This is a genomic window from Lysinibacillus sp. DFXJR4 (assembly GCF_057196045.1).
In genome coordinates this window covers 314,552-334,206 of the sequence record NZ_JBXUNW010000001.1, presented here as the reverse complement: position 1 = coordinate 334,206, position 19,655 = coordinate 314,552, and the positions used below count along the sequence as shown (strand labels likewise).

16 protein-coding genes, 1 pseudogene and 1 riboswitch are annotated in these 19,655 nt (G+C 39.1%); of the genes and pseudogenes, 1 reads left to right on the top strand and 16 read right to left on the bottom strand.

Translation table 11 applies throughout. The features are described 5' to 3' along the window. Positions 1–47: 47 nt before the first annotated feature. Positions 48–1,298 carry a methionine gamma-lyase family protein gene (locus AC2CGN_RS01565; RefSeq protein WP_484511700.1) on the bottom strand — a complete coding sequence of 417 codons (1,251 nt, stop codon included), beginning with the start codon at positions 1,296–1,298 and terminating at the stop codon, positions 48–50. 256 nt (positions 1,299–1,554) lie between these two features. Between AC2CGN_RS01565 and AC2CGN_RS01560 the strand changes: the two genes are divergently transcribed. After that, on the top strand, positions 1,555–2,160 hold the full coding sequence (locus AC2CGN_RS01560; RefSeq protein ID WP_286927041.1) for a trimeric intracellular cation channel family protein: 606 nt from the start codon (positions 1,555–1,557) through the stop codon (positions 2,158–2,160). Between the two features lie 68 nt (positions 2,161–2,228). Here the strand turns inward: AC2CGN_RS01560 and cobT are convergent, their stop codons facing one another. From cobT to miaB, 15 genes and pseudogenes are all read right to left on the bottom strand, one after another. Further along, complete coding sequence (gene cobT / locus AC2CGN_RS01555) at positions 2,229–3,290, bottom strand: nicotinate-nucleotide--dimethylbenzimidazole phosphoribosyltransferase (protein WP_484511697.1); 1,062 nt, start codon at positions 3,288–3,290, stop codon at positions 2,229–2,231. An 89-nt stretch (positions 3,291–3,379) separates the two neighbouring features. Beyond that, positions 3,380–3,556: riboswitch (cobalamin riboswitch) on the bottom strand. Between the two features lie 56 nt (positions 3,557–3,612). Then, entirely contained in the window at positions 3,613–4,473 is an 861-nt protein-coding gene (locus tag AC2CGN_RS01550; RefSeq protein ID WP_484511695.1) for a DMT family transporter, read from the bottom strand. A 204-nt stretch (positions 4,474–4,677) separates the two neighbouring features. Further along, positions 4,678–4,800, bottom strand: a pseudogene (locus AC2CGN_RS01545) (helix-turn-helix domain-containing protein); the annotation flags it as partial. Positions 4,801–4,955: 155 nt separating this feature from the next. Then, a complete protein-coding gene (locus AC2CGN_RS01540) occupies positions 4,956–5,906 on the bottom strand; it encodes a nuclease-related domain-containing protein (protein ID WP_484511693.1) in 951 nt (316 codons plus the stop codon). Positions 5,907–6,134: 228 nt separating this feature from the next. Next, complete coding sequence (locus tag AC2CGN_RS01535; protein WP_286927024.1) at positions 6,135–6,437, bottom strand: rhodanese-like domain-containing protein; 303 nt, start codon at positions 6,435–6,437, stop codon at positions 6,135–6,137. Between the two features lie 108 nt (positions 6,438–6,545). Then, on the bottom strand, positions 6,546–6,776 hold the full coding sequence (gene hfq / locus AC2CGN_RS01530; RefSeq protein WP_054770660.1) for an RNA chaperone Hfq: 231 nt from the start codon (positions 6,774–6,776) through the stop codon (positions 6,546–6,548). A gap of 109 nt (positions 6,777–6,885) precedes the next feature. Beyond that, the gene (miaA, locus tag AC2CGN_RS01525) at positions 6,886–7,788 is read right to left on the bottom strand and encodes a tRNA (adenosine(37)-N6)-dimethylallyltransferase MiaA (RefSeq protein WP_484511690.1); all 903 of its coding nucleotides are present in this window, start codon (positions 7,786–7,788) and stop codon (positions 6,886–6,888) included. Then, positions 7,775–8,692, bottom strand: coding sequence for an alpha/beta fold hydrolase (locus AC2CGN_RS01520; protein WP_429984571.1), 918 nt, complete (start codon positions 8,690–8,692; stop codon positions 7,775–7,777). The genes miaA and AC2CGN_RS01520 overlap by 14 nt, the downstream gene beginning before the upstream one ends. Positions 8,693–8,696: 4 nt before the next feature. Next, the gene (locus AC2CGN_RS01515; RefSeq protein ID WP_484511687.1) at positions 8,697–10,343 is read right to left on the bottom strand and encodes a glycerol-3-phosphate dehydrogenase/oxidase; all 1,647 of its coding nucleotides are present in this window, start codon (positions 10,341–10,343) and stop codon (positions 8,697–8,699) included. A gap of 18 nt (positions 10,344–10,361) precedes the next feature. Further along, a complete protein-coding gene (gene glpK / locus AC2CGN_RS01510; RefSeq protein ID WP_286927016.1) occupies positions 10,362–11,858 on the bottom strand; it encodes a glycerol kinase GlpK in 1,497 nt (498 codons plus the stop codon). A gap of 24 nt (positions 11,859–11,882) precedes the next feature. Beyond that, the gene (mutL, locus tag AC2CGN_RS01505) at positions 11,883–13,751 is read right to left on the bottom strand and encodes a DNA mismatch repair endonuclease MutL (protein WP_484511685.1); all 1,869 of its coding nucleotides are present in this window, start codon (positions 13,749–13,751) and stop codon (positions 11,883–11,885) included. 14 nt (positions 13,752–13,765) lie between these two features. Then, positions 13,766–16,333, bottom strand: a complete 2,568-nt coding sequence (gene mutS / locus AC2CGN_RS01500) for a DNA mismatch repair protein MutS (protein WP_484511683.1) — start codon at positions 16,331–16,333, stop codon at positions 13,766–13,768. 128 nt (positions 16,334–16,461) lie between these two features. Further along, on the bottom strand, positions 16,462–17,115 hold the full coding sequence (cotE, locus tag AC2CGN_RS01495; protein WP_283871248.1) for an outer spore coat protein CotE: 654 nt from the start codon (positions 17,113–17,115) through the stop codon (positions 16,462–16,464). Between the two features lie 426 nt (positions 17,116–17,541). After that, positions 17,542–17,979 carry a YlbF/YmcA family competence regulator gene (locus AC2CGN_RS01490; RefSeq protein WP_429980681.1) on the bottom strand — a complete coding sequence of 146 codons (438 nt, stop codon included), beginning with the start codon at positions 17,977–17,979 and terminating at the stop codon, positions 17,542–17,544. Continuing rightward, the gene (gene miaB / locus AC2CGN_RS01485) at positions 17,980–19,524 is read right to left on the bottom strand and encodes a tRNA (N6-isopentenyl adenosine(37)-C2)-methylthiotransferase MiaB (protein ID WP_429990793.1); all 1,545 of its coding nucleotides are present in this window, start codon (positions 19,522–19,524) and stop codon (positions 17,980–17,982) included. It abuts the gene before it with no gap. Positions 19,525–19,655 lie beyond the last annotated feature (131 nt).

Below are 19,655 nucleotides of genomic sequence, written 5' to 3'. Positions count from 1 at the left end.
AAAAAAACTATTCAAAATCACGATTTGAATAGTTTTTTCCACCTTATCTATTGCTGAATTTTTTGAACTGCACTACAAATAGCAAATTTTACATGCTCATATGTGAGACCGCCTTGAATAAATGCCGTATATGGTGGGCGAATAGGACCGTCTGCTGTAAGCTCAATACTGGAGCCCTGAATAAAGGTACCAGCCGCCATTATGACATCATCCTCATAGCCTGGCATATAGGCTGGCTCTGGTGCGTAATGGGCATTGATTGGTGAGTTCGCTTGGATTTCGCGACAAAAAGCAATCATTTGTTCAGCCGTTTGGAATGAAACAGATTGAATTAAATCCGTTCGTTTCGCATCATAGCTTGGAGATGTAGACATGCCAACTTCTTCTAGCATTGCCGCTGTGAAAATTGCGCCTTTTAATGCTTGTGCTACAACGTGTGGCGCTAGGAAAAAGCCCTGATAAAAATCACCAAGCGTATTTAGTGTTGCACCTGCTTCTGCACCAATACCCGGTGACGTCATACGATAGGCACATTTTTCAACTAAATCGGCACGACCAGCAATATAGCCACCAATTTTGGCTAAGCCACCGCCTGGATTTTTAATCAGAGAGCCTGCCATTAAATCTGCCCCTACCTCTGTCGGTTCCTGAGCCTCCACAAATTCTCCATAGCAATTATCGACAAAGATGATAGCCTGTGGTGCTAATTCACGGATTTTCACACACATTGAAGCAATTTCTTCAATAGTAAAGGATGGACGTGATGCATAGCCCTTTGATCGTTGAATCGCAATCATTTTTGTATTCTCTGTAATAGCAGTCGCTACACCGTTCCAATCAATCAGTTGATTTTCTATTAAATCTACATGTCGATAACCAATTTTATAATCCTTTAATGAGCCAGTATCCTTATCACCGCCATCTACTATGGCTTGTAATGTATCATATGGTTGACCTGAAATATACAGCAATTCATCACCCGGTCGCAGCACGCCGAATAGACTAAGCGTAATGGCATGTGTCCCTGAAATAATCTGCGGACGTACAATGGCAGCCTCCGCTCCAAAAACCTCTGCATAAACACGCTCTAAATTGTCACGTCCCTCATCATCATAACCATATCCATTAGAAGGGTGTAAATGATAGTCACTCACTTGATGCTTCCTAAAAGCTGCAAGCACCTTTTGTTGATTAAAGAACGCCATCTCGTCTACCTTCCTTTGAAACGGGCGAACCTTATCCTCTATTTTGGTAGCCAATGCTAACGTTTCTTCTGTTAAATTCGTTGTAAAAGTCATGCATTCTTCTCCATTCACATTTCTTCCATTGCGGGCATCTACAACCACAAATTGAAGTTTTCACTTTCTCCTATCTTATCTTAACAATTTGTAGATGTGTCTGCAAAACTTGCCTATTGTTTCTACTCGCAATTTGCGCTAAGCTAATGTGCGGACTTCTTTCATTATTTTTGAAATTTCATAGATTCTCTTACATTTAATAGAATTTTTTAACTTTAATGAGAAAGTACATTATTTTTCAGAAGGGGTGAAAGGGATGGCTTGGGAGGTTTTCAGTATTATCGGAACAATTGCCTTTGCTATTTCTGGGGCAATTATTGCCATGGAGGAAGAATACGATTTATTCGGTGTTTATATACTCGGTATTGTCACTGCCTTTGGTGGTGGCGCAATTCGTAACTTACTTATTGGCCTGCCTGTTACAACATTATGGGGACAGGATATGATGTTCCAAATTGCACTTGCGGCAATTACTATATTTTTTATTTTTCCACATCATCTAATTCAGCATTGGCATCGTTGGGGAAACTTTACGGATGCCATTGGCTTATCGGCATTTGCTATTCAAGGTGCCCTCTATGCTGTAAAGCTCGACATGCCCATTAGTGCAGTGATTGTAGCTGCTGTCTTAACTGGTTCAGGAGGCGGCATAGTTCGAGATCTTTTAGCAAGACGCAAGCCTCTCGTATTACGTGATGAAATTTATGGGGTTTGGGCAGCTCTTGCAGGACTCATGATTGGTCTAGAAGTATTGACAGGCGACCTCTTTTTATATGGATTATTTGGTATGATAACAGTGCTAAGAATTCTTTCCTATATGAAGAAATGGCGTTTGCCTTTACGAAAGCTCAATCGGGCATAGGCATTTTATAAATAGTAACAAGCCCAAATAGTTTTGAATTATGGGCTTGTTATACTTTTTGTTACGATCTATTCTTTCGATTCTACTAGCACTACAGATTCCTCAAGTGTTGCCATGTTTTTCATCATGGAGCAAGCTGCATCTAAAATTGGAAAGGCTAAAGCTGCACCAGAGCCTTCTCCTAAACGCATATTCATATGTAGCATTGGTTCAACCCCAAGCAACTTGGCTGCTATTTTAGCCCCTGGTTCTTCTGAGGCATGGGAAGGAATGATGTAGTCCTTTACTTTTGGCTCAAGCTCAAAGGCAATGAGAGCAGCAATCGTAGAAATAAAGCCATCAATTACAACAGGTTTGTGATTTGCAGCAGCCGCAAGTACAATTCCAGCCATAGCACCTATTTCTAAGCCACCAACTTTTGCAAGAATATCAATAGCATCGTGGCGATTGGGCTTGTTTAGTGCAATAGCATGCTGAATAACCTCCACCTTATGCGCAATTCCCCCTGCTCCAACACCTGCACCTAGTCCTGTTACTATATTTGGATGACAGGCATGAAGCACAGAAAGGATAGCCGCACTTGGTGTTGTATTCCCAATACCCATTTCACCAGTTCCAAGAACATCCGCTCCGTTTCTTATTTCGTTCGTTGCAACTTCAATTCCTACTTCGATGGATTGAATAGCTTCCTCTTTTGACATAGCTGGACCCTTTGCCATATTGTCTGTTCCATATTTAATTTTCTTTAGAATGACTCCAGCATCCAATGGTAAATCTTCTTTTACACCAACGTCGACCGTTACAATTTTGGCATTGGTTATGCTGGCGATTGCACAAACCCCCGTTAACCCTTTTGGAAAATTCATTGTTTGTAAAAAGGTGACCTTTTGCGGATTTGAAGTTACATCTTCCTCACAAACACCGTGATCTGCTGCACAGACAATAATTGCTTTGCTCTCAATTTTAGGAAATAATTCTCCTGTAATACCAGCAAGCTGTACAGCAAGATTCTCCAATTTCCCCAAGCTTCCAGGTGGCTTGCTCAGAGAGTCTATATATTCCCTAGCTTTCTCCATCATACGGCTATCCGCATTTTGAATTTTTTTAATCGTGTGCTGTAATAATTGCATGAAACTATTCCCCTTTCAATCTTTCGAGACAATATAAAAAGCCTGCAGTTTATTCATGACAAATAAACTACAGACTTTTCCATCGTCTATATAATCGAAGCAATTAGGCAGGTCTCCTGGCTCAATTTCAACATTTCATAGAACCTTCCCAGCACCATGCTAGTGGCATTCTCTATGAAACTCCTTTTTACAGTGGTGGGACCGCTAAAGACTTTCACTTTATTCCCTATTCTCCCTCAATGGGCACCTAATGCTATTATGCAATTTCTTTTAATTTACTGTAAAGATATCTTTCTGTCAATATGTCACCTTTAAAGCTAAATTAGACTTCTTTCTGATCTATTTCACTAATAAATGTCGCGCCAAGCAATAGAATAGCTCCTATTATTTGCAGCATAGTCATTTTTTCTCCTAAAATCATCGTTGAGATTACCAATGACGTTAGAGGGTCAATATAGCTTAAAATGGCTATGCTTTGCCCCTTTAAATGACTCATTCCTAAAAAGAAAAGATAGAAGCCTATACCGGCATGGACAATGCCCAATGCTATTAGTAAACTGATGGATTTTATATCGATATACATGATTTGAAATCCAGTTGTTCCATAAAGATAAAGTGCTAGAAATAACGCTGCTAAAGAAAGCTGCAGAATTGTGTTTGACGGTTCTTTAAGTCCATGAATATACTTATTGACAAAAGTTACCAACGTATAGAAACATGCTGCAATAAGCCCATACACAATGCCGATATCTTGCCCATTTTCTTCTGTAGCTTGGCTATGGACAATAAAGAATAATCCAACTAAAGCCACACCTACATAGAAAATTTTTCTTAGATACAGTTTTTCTTTTAATATAATTGGTGATAAACAAATCACTAAAACTGGCGCAAAATAATAGCTAAGCGCTGCATTGGCAATGGTTGTTTCTTTGTACGCTTGAAATAGAAAAATCCAATTCCCACATAACGCTACACTTGATAGCAGTAATGGCCATATATTAGACAAAATGGATGCTTTCGTTATTTTTTCTTTTTTAACGATGAAAATTATCAATAAAAAACTAGAGCCAATCACACTCATCCAGAAGGCAATTTCACTGGATGGCAGGTGTATATATTTAGCAAAAACACCGATAGCCCCAAAGATAATCATAGATAAAACAAATGCAAATTTTCCGCTCACTTCTGATTCCTACTTTCTACTTATATAGTTTTTAGCCTATACAGTAGAATCTATTGCAAGAAGAGCAAGCTAGTGTGGAATGCCTTAAACAGTAGACTCTACTGTCAAGACATTGTTGGAGGCGCTATTGATCGGAACATATTACTCATCCTTTCTATTTTCAACTCGGTCATTCTATACTTATTTTACCAAAATCCACTAGATTTAAATAGTTCGATATTTGGCTGGTGTCATTCCAACATATTTTTTAAATACTTTACTAAAATACTCTTCATTACTATAGCCCACTAACGAAGCGATTTCATTATTTCTTTTATTACTATGAACTAGTAGCGCTTTGCCTTATCAAATGCCTGATAAATAATTTAAATCCATCTGAGGATCATCAAAATGCGTATAAAAATAATTGATTATTTTTTTCCTGTTAGTGTTATGTATTTTAATAAGATATACGATGAAGACCGCTTTCATCGTGTAGCTTTCTAATACTCCGAAATTTTATAATGACTATAGCGATTATTCCCTATCTTTTCAAACTTCAACGCTTTTATAATACGGTAGGCAATATACTTGCTTGGTATATTGAATTCTTGGCATAAAGTGGTTGTAGAAATATAGCTTTCCCGTAAAAGTCGATAATCCTGTAATGCTTGTAAAAAAGCCTCATTATTTTCTACACCGCAGCTTCGACAAAGCCAAGAGCCATGCCTATAAAACATGCTCTTCTCATAGGCACACTTTGGACAAAGAACACCTGATCTCCATTCATCTTCCATCAGTTTTTGTTCCCATAATTTATCTTGACGAATAGATTTTAAGTGCTTAAGCAATCTCTGAAAATCACTCTTTTCTAATGATTGTTGACCAAAATGCTGTAGCTGTTGCCATAAGAAATAAGGTAAACCCACACTATGCATAATTGGACATTCTGTGCTTAATTGACCAATTATGGTAGAAGGATTTGCAATTACGATCACTTTCACAATTGGGAGCTCTATATTTAGTTGCTTTAATAATATTTGGAAATAGCTTTGATGCCGAAATAGTTGATCTACTGGATAGATGAAACTGTCTATTTTTCCATCCGAAGTTGTACGAATACATTGTCTCTTTACATCATCAAAATCAAGTTTTCCTAAAATATTTTTAATTTCTATTAAGCATAGAAAATGTGGTGTCACAAATAGTGTATCGATTTGATGTGTAAAACCTGAATTATTGATAAAACAATAATCATAGAATATTTGATGAGGGAAAGTGAAGTTCATTTCTTGCCAAAGTCGATCAACTCGGAGCTCACCTTGAAAACCAGCACTCAATTTTCGATGTAACTCTTGAAAATACGGATAATTTGGGGATGTTTTCTGCAGTCTGCGTAATAACGCTTCAAGCTTTAACAGTTTGTGGGGCTTTTTTCGCTGGGTTGTTTGCAATTTATCACCACCTTTCTTGTATCTATCATATCAGCTAGAATGAATTGTGTTCAATCGAGTGTTTTTCTCTTGCTATCAAGCACAAGCGGCCTTCTATCTAGCATAAATACTAATCAATTCTGCACATATTCCCCTCCATTCAGCACTCCCCCCATCAAAACATAAATTCCTACTTGTATTCGACAAAAAAAGCCTCCGCATACTAAAGCGAAGGCTTCAAAATCAATGTTATTTAAATTCTAACTCACCATCATAGGCAAGCATACCACCTTCAAGGTTTGTTACATCAAAGCCTTGAGCTTCTAAATAGGAGCAAGCATTTGCTGAACGACCGCCAGCCTTGCAAACAATAATATATGGTTTCGTCGCATCTAATTCCTCTAGACGTTCTGGAATGGTTCCAAGCGCTATATGCTGAGCACCAGGAATCATACCTTGAGCTACCTCATCTTCCTCACGAACATCTATAATGTAAAGATCTTCATTAGCGTCTAATAGTTCTAATAATTGCGTTGTATCCATTGATTTCATAAAAGTTTGTCCTCCAAAATATCAATTTCCTATTACATTATAGCTCGAAGGCAAAAAAACAGCTAGTGTCATGAACACTAACTGTTTTCATATCATATTTACATGCTTTTATTGCTCTGTTTCTAAAAAATCTACTTGCTTTACAGGAACGAATGTAGAAATAGCGTGTTTGTAAATAAGATGCTGCTTACTTTCAGCATCAATTAACAACACTGTAAAATTATCATAGGATTTTACAGTTCCTTTTAATTGAAAGCCGTTTAAAAGAAACACAGTTACAAATACACTGTTTTTACGTAGATGGTTCAAGAACGTATCTTGCAAATTAATTGACTTCATCAAAAATGCCTCCCTACTCTCTTTCTACCTCTTCATTCCTATAGTAGCATGTTCTACCATTTTAGCAATTAGTAATTTTTAGAAATTCTCTATTCTGTAATGGGATGTTTTAAATTTGTTCACCATTTGAAATAAAATAGATATCCATCTTATTACGGAAATAGGTTAATTGTCTTTTGGCATAGCGACGGGAATTTTGCTTTAAGCTTTCAAGTGCTTCATCAAGTGAGCATTTACCATCCAAATAATCATACAATTCCTTATAGCCAATCGCTTGAATGGATTGTACACCTCGAATATTTTGCTGCCATAACCCCTTTACTTCCTCTAACAAACCGTTGTCCATCATCACATCAACACGGTGGTTAATTCGATCATATAGCTCTTCTCGAGACATATTTTGACCAAGCCCTAAAACAACATGGTTATAGAGAGGAATCTCTCCACGATTTTGTGCCTTGGAAGCCTTAGAAACACCACTTAGCTCAATCATCTCTAATGCTCGTATCACACGGCGCGTATTATTGGGATGGATGGACTCCGCAGTTTGTGGGTCAAGCTTCTCTAGCTTCTCATGCATTGCCTCAGGGCCTAATTTTTTAAGCTCTTCATAATAAGCCTTTCGTGCCACCTCATCTACCTGCTCCTCTGTAAATTGAAAATCATAGAGCACTGCCTGCACATATAAACCAGAGCCCCCTACAATAATAGGCAACTTCTCCCGTGCTCGAATTTCTGCAATTTTCGTTCGCACCAATCTTTGATAGTCTGCTACTGAAAAAGCCTCCGTTGGCTCCTTAAAGCTAAGTAAATGATGTGGCACCCCCTCCATCTCTTCCTCAGTAATTTTAGCCGTACCAATATCTAAGCCTCGATAGACCTGCATGGAGTCACCGTTTATAATTTCACCATTATATTTTTTTGCTAGCTTAATACTTAATGCTGTTTTACCTGAAGCAGTTGGGCCAACAATTGCGACGACCTCTGCCTGTTTTATTTTATCTTGTATCATTTTTTTCTAACCACCGTAATAAAACTTGATAGACTGCCTCTTGGTTATCCTCGTTTAAAATTTCATGGCGTTTATCCTCAAATAAATAGACTGTCACATTCTGTAAGCCTGCCACAGCGAATTGCTCAGCAACAGCATAAATACCCTGCCCTTGATCTCCCACTGGATCCTTACTACCACTTATCAAAAGAATAGGAAGATCTTTTCTTACTTTAGCCATTTCATTTTTTCGATTTAAGGTCATAAAACCTGTTGTCAAATCTACAAAAAATTGATTTGTTGGGATAAAGCCACAATATGGATCATCTATATATTTTTGTACCTCGTTTTCAACAGAGCATAACCAATCATACGCCGTCTTCGAATTGGAAAATTGCTTATTAAAGCTTCCAAAGCTCAGCTTGTTTAATAGCTTGCTTTCTGTCTCTTTTCCAAGCTGCTTCGCTAAGGCTCTCGCTACTAAATTCCCCATCGCATGCAAGGTTGTCACATGCCCTGTTCCACAAAGAATTACCCTATCAACATGGTGGCTGTACAGTTGTATAAATCTTCTCGTAATAAACGATCCCATACTATGTCCAAAAAGTATGAAAGGGACATCTGCAAACTGTTCATGTAATGCTGTAACTACCTCATGGACATCCTCTACGACTCGATCAAACCCATTTTGTTCAGCAAAAAACCCTAATGTACCATTATAGCCTGCCGTCTCGCCATGCCCACGATGATCATGCATAGTTACTGCATACCCAGCTGCCGTTAGTGCGCTAGCAAACTTTATATAGCGCCCACTATGCTCCGCCATACCGTGCAAAATATGAATATGGCCAATACATGTACTTGACGGCTGTAATGTACGCGTAAAGACAAAATGGCCGTCTGACATTTCAATGTAACGTTCCATTTCCCTACACTCCCTCTTCCACAAAACTTGTTGCATCTAAAATAGCCTGTTCTAGATGAGCAATATACATGTTTTTTTGTGGCTCTGTATAATGTAAGCGTTGCTGCATCACTTGAATAACCTGTTGTTTATAACGTTTAACAGCATCGATATCAAAGTATAACAAGCCTGTACGACGAATAAAGAAGTCACTTGGTGTGTATACCATCTCTGCCTCGATACCATAGAGCAGCATTGCATGGAGAGCAAGTGGCATTGTACTACCATGCTCATGTAAATATTTTACCTGATCAAACAACGCATCGACATTTGTGCCATATTTTTGAACAAGCATTTTTGCTTCATCATAGTTTAGCCCGTACTGAATGCCTTCTCTTGCTTTATAGGCTGTATAATCAGGGAAATTAATCGCATTGATGCCCTTTGCACCAGAAAGTGATAACTCACGTGTTATACATGGACTTGCGTGCTTATATTTATGCATTTTGACAATTTTATCTACAATTGTTTCTGCCATTTGACGATAGCCTGTTAATTTTCCACCAGCAATTGTCATGAGTCCACTTGGAGCCGTCCATATTTCATCCTTTCGAGAGATTTCAGACGGATTCTTTCCTTTTTCAAAAATAAGTGGACGTATGCCAGCCCAGGAAGATTCAATTGTTTCTCTTGAGATTTTCGCTGTTGGAAAAACAGTTTTTGCCGCAGCAATTAAATAATCAACATCCTCTTGTGTCGCAAAAGGATGTGCTATGTCCCCTTCATATTCTGTATCGGTGGTACCTACATAGGTTTTACCATCACGTGGAATAGCAAAGGCCATGCGACCATCCATGATATCGAAGTACACCGCTTGCTTTAACGGGAAATCCTTTTGATCTAGAACAATATGGACCCCTTTCGTGAGTCGTAATTGCTTTTTGTCTGCCACTTTATCCTTTTGACGGACAGCATCCACCCATGGTCCTGTTGCATTGACAATTTGCGCAGCATGCACTTCTATCGTTTTTCCTGTTATATGATCCTTAACTTGCACACCTACAAGTTTTTTCTTATGATATAAAAATTCTGTCATCTCGGCATAATTAATGCATAATGCTCCATATTCCACTGCTTTTTTCAGAACCTCAATGGTAAGACGCGCATCATCTGTCCGATATTCAACATAATAGCCTCCACCGACCAGCTCATCTTGATTGAGTAAAGGCTCAAGTGCTGCAGTTTCCTGTGCACTTAGCATTGTTCTACGCTCATTCTTCTTGACACCTGCTAAGCGATCATAGACCTTCAAAGCTAATGATGTAGTTAAGGGACCAAGTGAGCCTTTTTTATATAATGGTAGAAGCATCTTTTCGGGTGTTGTCACATGTACGGCGTTATCGTATACAATTTCCCGTTCACGCCCAACCTCAGCCACTACGCTTACATCAAATTGCTTTAAATATCGAAGTCCCCCATGAATAAGCTTTGTAGAGCGGCTTGAGGTGCCAGCAGAAAAATCCTGCATCTCAATCAGAGCAACTGACAGCCCTCTAGATGCAGCATCGAGTGCTATACCTGCACCTGTAATACCACCACCAATGATTAAGACGTCAAAGCTATATTGTTCTAAAAAATGCATAATTTTAGGACGATGCTCAAATGAAAACATATCTTATTCCCCCATCAGCTATGATTTAAATATTCTTGTAGCCGCTACAGCTCTTTGCCAGCCCTTATAAAGAGCTTCTCCCGCTTCTGCATTCATTTTCGGCTGATACGTTTGACCATGCATCCATAATGCAGATAATGCCTCTTGATTTGGCCAAAAATTTGTCGCAAGCCCTGCTAAATAGGCTGCTCCAAGTGCAGTAGATTCATTAAGCTTAGCTAGCTCCACCCTTAACTGCAAAATATCGCTTTGGAACTGCATTAAAAATTCATTACTTACTGCTCCACCATCTACTCGTAGCAACTCAATAGGCGTACCTGCATCTTGCTCCATTGCATCTAGCACATCTTTTGTCTGATAAGCAAGTGATTCCAGTGTTGCACGAATAAAGTGCTCCTTGGAGGTTCCTCGTGTTAGGCCAAAAACGGCTCCCCTTGCATCGGTATCCCAGTAAGGGGTCCCTAAACCTACAAATGCAGGTACAACATACACTCCATCCGTGTTTTCCACCTTACTCGCATAGGTCTCAGAATCCTCGGCTGAGCGAATCATTCGCAAACCGTCTCGCAGCCACTGTATCGCTGAGCCTGCAACAAATACACTTCCTTCTAATGCATACGTCACTTGACCATCGATTCCCCATGCAATGGTTGTTAATAAACCATTCTCTGATTTAACTGCCTGTTCACCTGTATTTAATAGCATAAAACAGCCTGTGCCATACGTATTTTTAGCCATTCCCTTAGAAAAGCATGTTTGACCAAAAAGCGCTGCCTGCTGATCTCCTGCTATCCCTGCAATCGGGATTTCCTCACCAAAGAAAATACTAGGTGCTGTATGTGTATAAATCTCAGAGGAATTTTTTACACTTGGCAGCATGGACATTGGAATATCTAACAATTTGCAAAGCTCTTCATCCCACTTCAAGTCATGGATATTGTAAAGTAAAGTGCGCGCGGCATTTGAATAATCTGTTATATGTGCCTTTCCTTTTGATAATCGCCAAACAATCCAAGAATCAATCGTACCAAATAATAAATTTCCGTTTTCTGCCATCGTTCGTGCGCCATCAACATGATCTAAAATCCATTTAATTTTTGTTGCAGAAAAATAGGCATCTAAACGTAAACCTGTTTTTTGCTCAAAGAGTTCCTCTAGGCCTTCTTGATCCTTTAAGTCATTCACAATGTCCTGTGTTTGCCGAGACTGCCAGACAATGGCATTGTAAACAGGCTGACCTGTATGTTTATCCCAAACAACAGTTGTTTCACGTTGATTCGTGATTCCAATGGCATGTACTTCACTGGCTTCATGCCCACTTTCCGTTAATACGGCTGCTATCACAGCTAGGATAGAGCCCCAAATTTCATTGGCATTATGCTCTACCCAACCGGCTCTGGGAAAGTATTGTTGGAATTCCTTTTGAGCTACATGGACAATTTTGCCCTTTTTATCAAACAAAATTGCTCTTGTGCTCGTAGTGCCCTGATCTATAGCTAAAATAAATTCACCCATTCATTCTCCCCCTTTAATACAGTTCTACATAACCCGTTTAAACATTTTTTCTACTTCATAAGTCGTAAAATGAATGAGTACTGGACGTCCGTGTGGGCATGTAAATGGATTATCAGCATTTCGTAGATCATTCAATAACATTACCATTTGCTCCCTTGTTAAAAAATGATTGGCCTTGATTGATTTTTTACAGCTCATCATAATTGCCGCTGCCTCCCGTAATTTCTTCACGTCTGCCTTTTTCGTAGTCAGTACCTGTTCAATTAAATCTTCAATAATTTCCTGTTCTTCCCCTTTAGGAAACCAGCTAGGATGCTCCCTTACGACAAATGATGACTGTCCAAATTCCTCTAAAAACACCCCAACAGCCTCTAATTCTTGTTTGTTCTCTCTTAATAAGAGTGCCTCGTCAGCGGCATAGTGGAAAGTTAATGGTAGCAGTAAAGCCTGACGTTCATTTGGGTTCACCATACCCACCTTTTCTCGGAAAAATTCATATTTAATACGTTCCTGAGCTGCATGCTGATCGATTAAATAAAAGCCATCCTCCATCTGTGCAACAATATATGTGCCATGAATTTGACCCACTACTTCCAGTGCAGGAAATGGTTCTTTTGTAGACTCTTCCATCGAATCTTGCCTTACTTCCTCATCTATCACATTTTGAATTGATTTTTCCTCGATTGGCTGTGTATATTCAAAGCTATCTTCAACAGGGGTAGGGGATGATTCTGGTAATGATTTTACTGGCTCTAACATGCTTGATTCCTGAACGGTTTGCACATCATATAGCTTTTCTACAATGGCATTCATTTTCTCCACATCTAGCTTCGGAGCTGGCTTCCAGATATTTAACTGCTCAGTTGTAGACTTCACTATCTTTTCCTTCTTTTCCATTTGTGGCACTCTAATAACATGTCGTATAGTTTCGCGAATGGTCTCCTCAATGAGTTTAAGTAGCTCTGGTTCCTTACTTAAACGGATTTGATGTTTGGCAGGATGAACATTGACGTCTGTTAAATAGGGGTCACCCTCTATAAAGAGAGCCACTATAGGAAAACGCTCAATTGGTAAATACGTATGATAAGCATCGACAATCGCTTTTTGCACTAAATAATGCTTGACCCAACGACCATTGACAAAGAGGGACATATAATTTTTCGAAGCACGTGTCACTTCAGGTAAGGATACGAAGCCTGTAACTTTATAATCATGTGACTCTCCCTCAAAAGGCACCATTTTCTTGGCATTATGCACACCGTAAATTGCCGCTAATACTTGCTGCACATCACCTCGTCCATTTGTTTGTAGCAATTGCTGACCATTATGTAGCAATCTGAACGCAATTTGTGGATTGCCAAGTGCAAGACGGTTCATTAAATCGATTGTATGTCCAAGCTCGGTTTGAATCGTTTTCATATATTTTAAACGTGCAGGTGTATTGAAAAATAACTGTGCCACTGTAATATCTGTTCCTTTTCTCAGTGGACCAGGCTTATTTGTCACCACATGCCCACCCTCAAGCTCTAAATACGTGCCTGATTCTCCATTAGATGTAATAAGTGTCATCTTAGAAACTGAAGCTATCGAGGCTAATGCTTCACCTCGAAAGCCCAGTGTTCGAATGCGGAATAAATCATGTTCTTGATGGATTTTACTTGTGGCATGACGGGAGTATGATATCAATGCATCCTCTTCATCCATACCACTTCCATTATCAATCACCTGAATTGAAGTGAGGCCCGCTTCTAGTAAAAAAACATCGATGGACGTACTACCTGCATCTATGGCATTTTCCACAAGCTCTTTCACAACAGAGGCTGGTCTTTCAACTACTTCCCCGGCAGCTATTTTATTGGACAGCCATTCGTCCATAATTTGTATTTTTCCCATTGCGCATCACTCCTTTATTTTTTAGCATTTAGTAGCTGCTGCTGTAGCTCGTATAAAATATTCATTGCCTGCATGGGTGAAGTGCCTAGAATATTTACTTTTTCTAAATTTTTTAGCACCTCTGCTTCGGCAGATGAAATTGGCTCCTCCTCTGAGAATAGCGTCATTTGAACGGGCTGTTCGTTAATTTCCTGAGGGGTAGTTATTTCCTTCCCAGACTCAAAGTGTTCAAGCAGCACACGTGCCCTCGATAAAATTTCCTCTGGTAATTGAGCAAGCTGTGCTACATGAATACCGTACGATTTATCAGCTGCCCCTTTTTTGACCTTGTGTAAAAAGACAACTGTTCCACTTTTTTCGGTGGCTGAAACATGAACATTTTGTAGACGTGTAAGTTCCTTCTCAAGAGCTGTTAATTCATGGTAATGAGTAGAGAATAACGTATTTGCTCCAATTTTATCATGGATATACTCCATCATGGATTGCGCAAGGCTCATGCCATCATAAGTGGAAGTCCCTCGCCCAATTTCATCAAACAGCATTAAACTATTTTTCGTAGCGTGCATAATGGCATGTTGAGATTCTAGCATTTCTACCATAAATGTTGATTGCCCTGCTGCTAAATCATCCGCTGCCCCAATGCGTGTAAAAATCTGATCTGTAATAGGCAATCTCGCTCTTTCAGCAGGCACATAGCAGCCCATTTGCGCCATAACAACAATCAGTGCAACTTGACGCATATAGGTGCTTTTACCAGACATATTCGGACCTGTAATGAGCATCATATTATTATTTTCCTCAAGCACACAATCATTAGGCACATACATTTGCTTATTGAGCATTTTCTCTACTACTGGATGACGCCCTTCTATAATTTCTAAGGAGCGACCACCGTGGAATTCAGGCTTTGTAAAGCGATATTTCTCAGAAACACTCGCAAAACTGACTAACACATCTATCTCACTAATGCTTGCTGCCAGTGCTTGTACCCTTGGAATAAATGCCTTTAATTGATCACGAATTTCCACGAACAAGTGATACTCTAATGTTAAACTTTCTTCTTCTGCGTTTAAAATTAATGCTTCTTTTTCCTTTAACTCCTGCGTAATATAGCGTTCCGCATTCGCTAAAGTTTGCTTGCGTTCATAGCGTGTTAAATCAGCTAGATGGATATTCGATTTTGTTATTTCGATATAATAACCAAAAATTCGGTTATAGCCGATTTTTAAGTTTTTAATACCTGTTTTCGCTCGCTCCTCTAGCTCTAACTGTGCAATCCAATCCTTGCCATTTCGTGAAGCGTAACGTAGCTCATCCAGGCGTTCATCATAGCCATCACGAATAACGTCCCCCTCTTTAATAGTAATCGGTGGGTTATCTGTAATCGCATGAGCTAGCAACGTCTCTACATCTGCGCATGTATCCAGTGCAGCACCAAGTTTTTGTAGGGTTTCATTTTTGGCACTTAGCAAGTGTTGTTGAATAATCGGCACCTGACGTAACGAATCACGAAGCTGTGCTAAGTCACGTCCCCCTACATTTCCAAAAGCAACACGACCCGCTAAACGCTCTAAATCATATACTTGCTTTAAGGAAGCCTGTAGCTCTGTTCGAACAAAATATTCTTCTAATAAGTCTGACACAATGTCCAGTCTAGCCTCTATGGCTGAACGTGTGGCAAGAGGCTGATGTAACCATTGCTTTAGCTTTCGCCCACCCATGGCTGTTACCGTATCATCTAATAACCATAAGAGTGTACCTTTTTGATCGCCACCTCGTATTGATTGAATAAGCTCTAAATTACGCTTTGAACTAGAATCAATGCGTAAGTAATTTTTCATTTCATGATAGGTAAATGCTTGAATATGTGATAATGAACGCATTTGTGTTTTATCGATATAAGCCAGCAAACGTAAGCATGCAACTTGTAATTCACTTGGTACAGCTTGTAAATAGTTTGTAGCTTTATCCATTGTCATTTCATCTGTTTCAACAGATAGTACGATTCCAGCATTGACTGCATGCTCCGCCAATAAAAGCTGTAAACTTTCTGTCACAATCAGTTCACGCACTCCATATGCCTGCATTTGTAGTAAAAGTGCCCGACCATCTCCCTCGATAGAGGAGACGACCGCTTCACCAGTAGAGAGATCTAAATAGGCATAACCAAACGTCATATCATCAAGCTGCTCAGCAGCACCAATAAAATGATTGGATTTTCCTTCTAGGGATTTCCCCTCCATTATCGTTCCTGGTGTAATAAGCTGCACAACTTCTCGCTTCACTACACCTTTTGCTTGCTTTGGATCTTCTGTTTGCTCACAAATAGCTACCTTGTATCCCTTTTGCACCAGTGTTTCAATATAATTTTTCGCTGAATGATGCGGAACACCGCACATTGGGATACGTTCTTTTGCACCTGCATCTCGGCTTGTTAATGTTATTTCTAATAGTTGTGAGGCATTAATCGCATCCTCAAAAAACATCTCATAAAAATCACCTAATCTAAAAAATAAAAAGGCATCCTTGTAATCTTCTTTTACCTGCAAATATTGTTGCATCATTGGTGTATATGTAGTCATAATAAAATTTCCCTCGCTCTTGCCATATAGATATTTTTATTATAACAAAAGATACATGCGAAACGCTTCATTCATCTTTTTTAAGATGTTAGCGTTTCGCATGTATCAATAACTTATCGTTTTGAATATTATCTTGGTCTTTCATCAGGAAACGATGAGGACTCTAAAACATACCTTCCTTCTCCACTCGAGCTAGACGATGAACTGGAACTAGAGCTAGAGGAAGATGAGGATGAACTCTCATCATTAAAGTTCCATTCTTCTTCAAAATCTAGTGGATGTACACTAATACAAATTGTCGTTTCTCCCATAACCTCTACAACTACTTCACGCTCAACAACGATTTCAAATTTCGTGCCGCATGGAGAGATGATAGCCTCTATACAGTTTGGCTCTTGAATAACACGTACACGAACATCATCACCAGCACTTACATCGCCATCTCTAAAATGAAGCTTCACTTTGTCTTTATAGTGAACCGTTTCAGAAAACACTGCTGTTTTCGAATGATTACTATAGGCATACCATACATTAACATCAAATTTCCCTGATACTTCTACAAATTTACCGACTTTTTTTGCGGAGCAAGTATGGTTAATAACCCAGCATCCAAGAATACTTGTCGGTTTATTTGATGGACTTAATGTTACACGTTCTTCCGTTTTCTTCTTCCCTTTGGCAACTACTGCTCTCGTCACGATATGTCGTAAACGTTTCAGCGCAATTCCTCCTTCGACTCTTTTCACTCCATCATATGCAGGTAGCGCCCATTGGGTGAACATATATTTTTATAGAAATCAATTATGCCTCGGCATAACATTCCTTTTCATAGAATTTTATCTAAATGACTTGAAGATTGGGGATCTACGGTTATTGCCATAGAAAGAAAGCATCTATTACGCCCCAGCGTAATGCCTCCGGATTTTTTCGAGCTCGCTCGAAAAAATCCTCTCAAATTCCGTGACATCAGGGGCTTTGGGCCAACATGATGTTGGTCACTCAGGCGTTTTCACAGGATGTGAAGATTTTACCCTGAGTTCCTCTATTTCAGCAGGCGTTTGTACACTCACTGTATAGGAAACTGCATTCAACTCGCCGCCTATAGAGGTGGAAGTAATCTGCTGAATAAAAATAAAAAATAGCCCGAATAAAATCATTCGAGCTATGCTATACCGATATTAAGCTTGTGCATTTCTGGATAATTATATTTATGAGCAGCTACCTGGCTTTGTATTAGCTACATATGAGCCTGTTTCTCCGCGTAGTACGTCGCCGCCTGTTGAACGTACAATCTCATTTGTCACATTGTTAGCGATTGTGTTTGAAACTAATTGTAGTAAATCGTTAACATCGCCTTGAGATTCCTTAAATTGCTGAACAACTGGAATCGCATTAATTTCTTCTTCAATTTTTGCAATTTTATCTTCAATCAATTTCAGCGCTTTTTCTTTTCCTAAGTGCTGGAAGTTAACAGCTTGCTTTTGTAAGCTCTTTAAGCTTGCAATACGCTCACGTACATGCTGGTTTTCATTAATTTGTGCTTCAGCCTTTTTGAAAAATTCAACTTCTGGCGTATTGGCAATCATATGTGCAATTTCATGAGATTTCTTAATTAAATCATCTTTTGTATATAAAATTTGTGTCATTTATATTTCCACCTTTTCATTTTTTACGACTTCAACAAATTCACCACTTAATGAATACGAGGAAGCCTCAATTATTTTTACATTTACTAATTGACCAATTAAATGCGCTGGTGCTTTAAAGTTGACAAGGCGATTTTTACGCGTATAGCCAGCTAGTACATCCTCGCGTCTTTTACTTGTCCCTTCAACCAATACTTCTACTATCTGACCCTTCAAGCCCTCTAATGATTTGCGAGAATATTCCGCTACAACCTCATTTAATCGTTGAAGACGCTGTTTTTTCACTTCCTCAGGTACATTATCCACCATTTTTGCAGCAGGTGTACCCTCACGAGGAGAATAAATGTACGTAAAGGCGGATTCAAAGCCAACTTCACGGTATAAGGAAAGCGTTTCCTCAAACTGCTCCTCTGTTTCATTTGGATAGCCAACGATAATATCTGTTGTCAGCGTCACTTCAGGAATAGCTGCCTTAATCTTTGCCACTAGTTCAAGGAAATGCTCACGTGTATATTTACGCGCCATAATTTTTAAGACGTCATTGGAACCAGATTGAACAGGTAAGTGAATATGCTCCACTAGATTGCCACGCTTAGCAAGTATTTCAATTAAATGATCATCGAAATCACGAGGGTGACTCGTTGTAAAGCGAATCCGCGGAATATCGATTTTTCGTAATTCTTCCATTAAGTCCCCTAATCGATATTCTATATCATCAAAATCCTTGCCGTAAGCGTTGACATTTTGCCCAAGTAGCATAATCTCCTTATAGCCTGCTGCCGCTAGATCACGAACTTCAGCTATAATTTCTTCTGGACGACGGCTACGTTCCTTTCCACGTGTATATGGTACGATACAATATGTACAAAACTTGTCACAGCCGTACATAATATTTACCCATGCCTTGATGGAGCCAAGACGTTTCTTCGGAAGATTCTCAATTACATCGCCTTCTTTAGACCAAACTTCAATGACCATTTCCTTAGACATATAAGCTTCTTTTAAGATGTTTGGTAAACGGTGAATATTATGTGTACCAAATACCATATCAACATGTGGATAGCTTCTTAAAATTTTATTGACAACGGATTCTTCCTGTGACATACAGCCACAAACACCAATTAGCATTTCTGGGTTTTTACGTTTATATTTCAGCAAGAAACCAAGCTCTCCAAATACTTTGTTTTCTGCATTTTCACGGATTGCACACGTATTCAACAACACGACATCGGCTTCTTCTATCTTATCCGTTGGCGTGTAACCAAGCTGCATAAAAATCCCAGCCATTACCTCTGTATCATGCTCATTCATTTGGCAGCCATACGTACGAATATAAAAGGTACGATCAACACCCATACCCGCAAATTCTTGAGCAATTTTAAAGTCCTTATGGTACTTTACCTCTTCTTTTCCTCGTTTTTTTGCATCCTTTAACGAAGGGGCGGTAAAGACCGTTTCAAAATATTTACTATAATCCTTTTCAGGCTTGTCTTTATGTTTTGGTTGATCGATCTGTTGATTAGCTAAACGTTGTTCCTCATTCATCGTAATCAGGTAACTCCTTTCAAACGAATTCCATGCATTTGATTTCCCATTTAATTATTATACTGAATAATTGCTATATCCTACAAGGTTTGCGTACTAAATGTCGTGGTTTAGACTTAATTACGCTTCGT